6 protein-coding genes are annotated in these 7,252 nt (G+C 71.1%); 4 read left to right on the top strand and 2 right to left on the bottom strand.

Features of this window, described 5'->3' with window-relative positions:
* Window positions 1-181: 181 nt before the first annotated feature.
* Genes AB0M30_RS03685 through AB0M30_RS03675 form a run of 3 tightly spaced genes read left to right on the top strand, consistent with a single transcriptional unit; the run spans window position 182 to window position 2,577 of the window.
* Window positions 182-430 (top strand): hypothetical protein, encoded by a 249-nt coding sequence (locus AB0M30_RS03685; RefSeq protein WP_360180788.1) that lies wholly within the window; start codon window positions 182-184, stop codon window positions 428-430.
* Window positions 431-451: 21 nt separating this feature from the next.
* Window positions 452-1,459: an ArsA-related P-loop ATPase gene (locus AB0M30_RS03680; RefSeq protein ID WP_364579357.1), complete on the top strand. Its 1,008-nt coding sequence runs from the start codon at window positions 452-454 to the stop codon at window positions 1,457-1,459.
* Window positions 1,456-2,577 carry an ArsA family ATPase gene (locus AB0M30_RS03675; protein WP_364579354.1) on the top strand — a complete coding sequence of 374 codons (1,122 nt, stop codon included), beginning with the start codon at window positions 1,456-1,458 and terminating at the stop codon, window positions 2,575-2,577. Before AB0M30_RS03680 ends, AB0M30_RS03675 begins: the two co-directional genes overlap by 4 nt.
* Before the next feature lie 76 nt (window positions 2,578-2,653).
* On the opposite strand, the gene AB0M30_RS03670 is transcribed toward AB0M30_RS03675, so the two are convergent.
* Window positions 2,654-2,950: a WhiB family transcriptional regulator gene (locus AB0M30_RS03670; RefSeq protein WP_103340124.1), complete on the bottom strand. Its 297-nt coding sequence runs from the start codon at window positions 2,948-2,950 to the stop codon at window positions 2,654-2,656.
* Between the two features lie 345 nt (window positions 2,951-3,295).
* Here AB0M30_RS03670 and AB0M30_RS03665 point away from each other — a divergent pair, with 345 nt between their 5' ends.
* Window positions 3,296-5,485: a transglycosylase domain-containing protein gene (locus AB0M30_RS03665; RefSeq protein WP_364579350.1), complete on the top strand. Its 2,190-nt coding sequence runs from the start codon at window positions 3,296-3,298 to the stop codon at window positions 5,483-5,485.
* Between the two features lie 52 nt (window positions 5,486-5,537).
* Here the strand turns inward: AB0M30_RS03665 and AB0M30_RS03660 are convergent, their stop codons facing one another.
* The gene (locus tag AB0M30_RS03660) at window positions 5,538-7,244 is read right to left on the bottom strand and encodes a protein kinase (RefSeq protein WP_364579347.1); all 1,707 of its coding nucleotides are present in this window, start codon (window positions 7,242-7,244) and stop codon (window positions 5,538-5,540) included.
* Window positions 7,245-7,252 lie beyond the last annotated feature (8 nt).

Genomic DNA, 7,252 nt, shown 5'->3' with positions numbered 1-7,252 from the left:
CGCGGCGTGGGCGGCGCGCGGGCGCGGCCGGGGGGGGGCGCCGCGCGCCCCTGCCGTGTAGGCCTTTTTCTCTCTGTGTGGTCGCCCCTCTAACATACTCCCCCCCACCCCCCCCCCCCCCCCCCTTCCGGCTGTGCGCGAAGTCTCTCGGGCTCGGTGGCCGCGACGCTAGCGTGGGCCCGTGGACACCTGGCGCGTGATCGCGACGGCACTGCTCGCGGCGGCCGGGCTGCCGCTGATGCTCGTCGTGATGGCGAAGGTGCGCGACCGGACGCAGAGTTCCGGCCAGGTCGCGCTCGGCGGGGTGATCACCTTCACCCTGCTGGTCGTGGTGGGCGTGCTCACCCTCACCGTGCTGCCCGGCCTCGTGAGCTGGGCGCTCGTCGCCGCGGTCGCCGCTGCGGTCAGCGTCATGCTGCTGGCCAGCTGAGCACTGATTTAGGGTGAAGAAGTGACCATTTCCCATGCCGGCTGGACCGACGAGCTTGCCCGCGCCCGGCTGCACTTCGTCACCGGCAAGGGCGGGACGGGCAAGACGACGCTGGCCGCCGCGCTCGGCCTCGCGCTCGCCCGCGAAGGCCGCCGCGTGCTGCTCATCGAGGTCGAGGGCCGCCAGGGCATCGCCCAGCTCTTCGACACCGAGCCGCTGCCCTACGCCGAGCAGCGCATCGCGTCCGTCCCGGGTGGCGGGGAGCTGCGCGCGCTGCACATCGACGTCGAAGCCGCGCTGCTCGAGTACTTCGAGATGTTCTACAACCTGGGCTTCGCCGGCCGGACGCTGCGGCGGATGGGCGCGATCGAGTTCGCGACCACGCTCGCGCCGGGCCTGCGTGACGTCCTGCTCACCGGGAAGATCAAGGAGTGCGTCGGCCGGACCGAGTCCGACGGGCGGCACACCTACGACGCCGTCGTCGTCGACTCGCCGCCGACCGGCCGGGTCGTCAAGTTCCTCGACGTCACCAAGGCGCTGACCGACCTCGCGAAGACCGGCCCGATCCGCGGCCAGGCCGACGGCGTCGTCCGCCTGCTGCACTCCGGGCAGACCGCCGTGCACCTGGCCACGCTGCTGGAGGAGATGCCGGTGCGCGAAACCGTCGAGGCCGTGGCCGAGCTGGACGGCGCCGACCTGCGCCCGGGCGCGGTGCTGGTCAACCGGGTCCGGCCGGAGCGGCTGCCCGCCCGCTCGATCACCGCGGCCGCGGACGGGCGCGTCGACGCCTCGCGCGTGCGCTCCGGACTCGCGGCGGCCGGGCTGAAGCTGCCGCAGGAGACCCTCGACGCGCTGGTCGACGAGACCGTCGAGCACGCCGTGCGGGTCGCGGCCGAGCAGCGGGCCCGCGAGCAGCTCGCCGAGGCCGACCTGCCCACCCTGGAGCTGCCGGACGTGACCGACGGCATCGACGTCGCCGCCCTCTACGAGCTGGCCGAAGCCCTGACCGACCAGGGGGTGCGGTTGTGACCACCATCGACATCGACGCGCTGCTCGATGCCCCGGAAAGCCGCGTGATCGTCTGCTGCGGCTCCGGTGGCGTCGGCAAGACGACCACGGCCGCGGCGCTGGCCCTGCGCGCGGCCGAGCGCGGTCGCCAGACCGTGGTGCTGACGATCGACCCCGCCCGCCGGCTGGCCCAGGCGCTCGGCCTGCGCGAACTCGGCAACCACCCGCGGCAGGTGCAGGTCGAGGGGTTCGAGCCGAAGGGCGAACTCTGGGCGATGATGCTCGACATGCGCCGCACCTTCGACGACATGGTGCGCGTGCACGCCGGCCCCGAGCGCGCCGAGCAGCTGCTCCAGAACCCCTTCTACCAGACGATTTCCACGTCGTTCTCCGGCACGCAGGAGTACATGGCGATGGAGAAGCTGGGCCAGCTCGCCGCCACCGGCGAGTGGGACCTGATCATCGTGGACACCCCGCCGAGCCGGTCCGCGCTGGACTTCCTGGACGCGCCGACGAGGCTTTCCTCCGCGCTGGACGGCCGGATGATCCGGCTGCTCACCGCCCCGGCGAAGGCCGGCGGCTGGGGCCTGCGCAAGGTGGTCAACGCCGGGTTCTCGATGTTCGCCAAGGCGGTGTCGACGATCATCGGCGGCCAGCTGCTGACCGACGCGTCGGCGTTCATGCAGGCCTTCGACAGCATGTTCGGCGGCTTCCGCGAGCGCGCCCGCAAGACCGCGGAGCTGCTGCGCTCGTCCGGGACGTCGTTCCTGGTGGTGGCCGCGCCGGAGCCGGACGCGCTGCGCGAGGCGTCCTACTTCGTGGAGCGGCTTTCGGCCGAGTCGATGCCGCTGGGCGGGCTGATCGCGAACCGGACGCACCCGGTGCTCGCGAAGCTGTCCGGCGCGGAGGCGCTGGCGGCGGCCGAGTCACTGCAGGAGGGCGACACGAACGCCCCGCTGGCCGAGGCGGTGCTGCGGCTGCACGCCGACCGCGTCGAGCTGGCGGCGCGCGAGGAACGGCTGCTGGCGCGGTTCACCCGGGCGCACCCGGAGGTGGCGCTGGCGAAGGTGCCGGCGCTGGCCGGCGACGTGCACGACCTCGAGGGCCTGCGCGACATCGGCGTGAAGCTCGCCGGCTGACCTGCCCACACCCGTCGTGAGTGGTAACGAGGGTTCTAACCCGCCTTACCACTCACGACCGGGTGCGGCAGGACGTTCAGCCGACCGAGACGCGCTCTTCCGCGTCCCTCTTGGCCGCTTCGAGCAGTTCGGCCCAGCTCACCACGTCCGGACGGCGGCGCAGCAGAGCTCGCCGCTCCCGTTCGGTCATGCCGCCCCAAACGCCGAAGTTGATCCGGCCGTCGAGCGCTTCGGCGAGGCATTCCGTGCGGACCGGGCAGCCCATGCAGACCGCTTTCGCGCGGTTCTGCTCCGCACCCCGGACGAACAGGCCGTCCGGATCGGCGTCCCGGCAGGACGCGTTGATTCGCCAGCTCGACTGGTTGGTTTCCATACCCCCAGCTCCCTACCCTGGTGATCGACGCACCAGCGGGGGAAAGGCACTGCGCTCCTTGCCCCCGCGAGCGTGTCTCCCTCAGCTCACGTCGGTTACCCGGGCACCTCCCCGGCGCCGGTGCCTCCGTTCGGACCAGGCGAGCTCCCACCCGCGTTGATCCATCCGTCGGCTTGTCTTCGTGAGACGTTGACGGACTGTAGGGGCCCTCGGTTCCCCCCGTCGAGCCCCAGAATGCCGTCCGTTACCAGTTGTCACCGAAGGGGGGCTGTTTTGTCACTGAATTCACACCTCCGGAGACACGGCGTCACCGCCGCCCGATCCGTTCCGGGTAGCCTGGCCCTCGTGCGAAAAGCGGATGGTTTGTTCAAGCTCATCGGCCTCTGCCTGCTCGCGGGGGTGCTCGTCGCCGGCATGCTCTTCCCCGTCGTGGGGGCCGCCGGGGTCATGTCCAACCAGGCCAGCGAGACGGTGGAGAAGACCTCCTCCGATCTCGCGGACATCCCGCCACCGCTGGTGACGACGGTCACCGACAGCACCGGCAAGCCGATCGCGACCCTGTACAGCCAGTACCGGCTGCCGATCAACGAGAACCAGATCAACGAGGCCATGAAGTGGGCCCTGGTCTCGGTCGAGGACAAGCGGTTCTACGAGCACCACGGCGTCGACTGGCAGGGCACGCTGCGCGCGGCCGTCAGCAACAGCACCGGCGCCGACACCCAGGGCGCCTCGTCGCTGACCCAGCAGCTCACCAAGAACTACCTGATCAACGTCGTCTACCGGAACGACCCGATCGGCCAGAAGAAGGCCCAGGAGCAGTCGATCTCCCGCAAGCTCAAGGAAGCGCGGATCGCGATCAACCTCGAGACGAAGCTGACCAAGCAGCAGATCCTGGCCAACTACCTCAACATCGTCGAGTTCTCCCGGCAGATCTTCGGCATCGGCGCGGCGGCGCACGCGTACTTCGACACCACTCCGGAGAAGCTCACGGTGCCGCAGGCCGCGCTGCTGGCCGGCCTGGTGAACAACCCGATCAACAACGACCCGTGGAACCACCCGGACAAGGCCACCGCGCGCCGCAACCTGGTGCTCGACCGGATGGTGGACAACAAGAAGCTGGCGAAGGCCGACGCGGACCGCTTCAAGGCCGAGCCGCTGGGCGTGGTCCCGGACAACCCGAAGAAGCCGCCGGCCAACTGCATCGGCGCGGGCCCGGAGGCGGGGTTCTTCTGCCAGTACGTCGAGGACTACCTCCTCAAGGCCGGCGGGATGACGAAGGACCAGCTCTACTCCGGCGGCTACACGATCAAGAGCACGCTGGACGAGCGCGCCAACCACGAGGCGAAGGTCTCGGCGGAGGCGCAGGTCAACAAGACCCAGCCGTACATCGCGAACACGTTGTCGCTGATCAAACCGGGCAAGGACCGGCACGAAGTGGTCGCCTTGGCGGCGAACCGCGACTACGGGCAGAACCAGGACGCGGGCCAGACGACGTACACGCTGCCCGCGGGTGTCTACAACACCGGTGGTGCCGGGTCGACGTTCAAGATCTTCACCTCGGCGGCCGCCCTCGACAAGAAGATCGCGGGGATCTATTCGCCGGTGGACATGCCGGACTCCTACACGTCGCACGTCTTCTGGACCGCCAAGAGCGGGTGCAGCACCACCCCGACCGGGAAGCCCAACTCCTACTGGTACTGCGTCGGGAACGCCGGGGACTACAGCCGGGTGGGTGCCAATGCGACGCTCCAGACGGCCCTGGCGACGTCACCGAACACCACGTTCGTGGCACTCGAGGACCAGCTCGGCGGCACCGGTCCGGCCATCGACATGGCCAAGCGGCTCGGTCTGCGCGACACGATGGGGAGCAGCATCGGGGGCGGGACGGTCGATCCGAAGGCGGACAAGGACGAGAAGCGCCTGAGCCAAGCCGAGTACTACGGCCCGCGAGGGAACAACCCGGGATTCGGCGCGTTCACGCTCGGGTTCAGCCCGGTGAGCGGCCTCGAGATGGGCAACGTCGCCGCGACGATCCTCTCCGGCGGTGTGTGGTGCCCGCCGACACCGATCGCCGGCGTGACCGACCGCAACGGGCAGCCGGTGCCGGTCAAGGAAGCACCGTGCGAACAAGCGGTGCCCGAAGGCCTGGCGAACACCCTGGCGGTCGGGATGAGCAAGGACGACCAGCCGGGCGGCACGTCGTACAAGGCCGCTGCCGAAGTCGGCTGGGACCGGCCGCTCATCGGCAAGACGGGCACGACGCAGGCCAACGTCTCCGCGGCGTTCGTCGGTGGCACCCCGCAGATGGCGGGTGCGGCGATGACGTTCAAGTTCGGCGGCGGCAAGGGTGGTATCTGCGACGGCGGCCCCGGCCGGGTCGGTCTTTGCCCGGGCGGCCGCGACGGCAACATCTTCGGTGGGCACGCCCCGGCCCGGACGTGGTTCGGCGCGATGAAGAACATCATGGACGCCAGCCAGCCGGTGATGCAGCTGCCGCAGCCGGACCCGCAGTACATGGGCGGCCCCGGCCGCTAGGTTCACCCGGTGAAGCGGGGCGGGAGGGCGACCTCCCGCCCCGCTTCGCCGTTCAGCCGCTTCCCATGTCCACCAGGATCAACGAGTTCCACCACGCGTAGAGCTTGTCGAGATCGTCGGCGGTGCTGACCTTCGTGGACAGCAGGATGCCCGCCACCAGGTTCTTCTTCTCCGTCCACACCAGCTGGGCCGGGTCGCCCGGGAAGCAGGTCAGGTACTCGCCCGGGACCGGGTTGCGGACCTCCGCCCGGTAGTACGTGCCCCAGATCTTGGGGTACGTCTTGGGGCGGCACGCCCCTTGGGCGTCGTTGCGGGTGAGGCCCTGCGTCCTCACGATGTTCTGGAAGAACGCGTCCATCGCCGCGGCGTCGGCGAAGCGGAGGAATCGCGCGCCGGTCGGCTCGGCGAACCACACGTTGCCGATCTTGACGTCTCCGACGGTCGAACCGGCGCACTCGACCGCCGCGACCGCTCCGGCGGGCGCTGCCGCGTCGGTGCACGTCCGGTAGATCGGCGGTACCGCGGCGGCCAGGCGCTCGTCGTGGGCCGGCTTCGATTCCGAAGTGGACGGTGGAGCCGACGTCTCCGGGGAGGGTTCCGGCGGCGGCGTGGACGTCTCACCGGTGGCCGGGGGGTTCGTCGTCGGGCCCGGTCCGGCCGTCTGCGTCGTCCTGTCCCGCGTCATGACGTACGTGATCACCAGCGCCACCACGACGATGCCCGCCAGCGCGGCGCACAGCGCGATCCACCGGTTCCGCTGCGACTTCGCGGGCGACGCCGGCGGCGGCGCGACCGGGGCCGGGAACCGGGCGCTCGGCGGTCGGGTGAGCGGTCCCGTCGGCGGACCCGGGTGCGGCGCCGTCGGGAGCGGCATCGGCCGCGGCGGGGTCATCGGCGCCGGAGCAGCGTGCGGCAACGTCTTCTGCCACGTCGGCATGGGTGGCGCCGGCGCGGTCACCGCCGCGCGGACCGCGTCGGCGAACGCTCCCGCCGTCGGGTAGCGGTCGGCGGGGTGCTTCGCCATGCCGCGCGCCACCACGGCGTCCAACGCCGGCGGCAGGCCCGGCCGCACCCGGGACAGCACCGGCGGCGGGGCGGTCAGGTGCGCACCCATCTGCGCCGCCGCGCCTTCCGCCGGGAACGGGCGCTGCCCGGTGAGGCACTCGAAGAACACGCACGCCAGCGCGTAGACGTCGACGAGCCCGGTGATCGGGGCGTCGCCGAAGCGTTCCGGCGCCATGTAGTCGAGGGTGCCGATCACGTTGCCGGTGCCGGTGATCGACGTCCCCTCGGCGGTCATCGACCGCGCGATGCCGAAGTCCACCAGGTACACGAAGCCGGCGCTCGTCACGAGCACGTTCGACGGCTTGACGTCGCGGTGCACCAGGCCGTCCGCGTGGGCGGCGTCCAGCGCGCCCGCGACCTGCGCCACGATCCCGGCGGCCCGCGCGGGGTCGAGCGGCCCGTCCGCCAGGACCTCCTTGAGGTCGCGGCCCTCGACGAGCCGCATGTCGAGGTACAGGCGGCCGTCGATCTCGCCGTAGGCGTGGATCGGGATCACGTGCGGTTCCCGCAGCCGCGCGACGATCTGCGACTCGCGGCGGAAGCGCGCGCGGAAGGCTTCGTCGGTGACGAACGGCTCGGACAACAGCTTCAGCGCGACGACGCGGTCGTGCGCCGTGTCGTAGGCGCGGTGGACCTCGCCCATGCCACCGCGGCCCAGCAGGCCCTCGATCCGGTACGGCCCGAACTGCTCCATCGTTCTCC

The organism is Amycolatopsis sp. NPDC051716 (genome assembly GCF_040681595.1).
Classification (GTDB): domain Bacteria; phylum Actinomycetota; class Actinomycetes; order Mycobacteriales; family Pseudonocardiaceae; genus Amycolatopsis.
The sequence above is the reverse complement of the archived record's forward strand: the minus strand, read 5'-3'. Positions and strand labels throughout refer to the sequence as shown.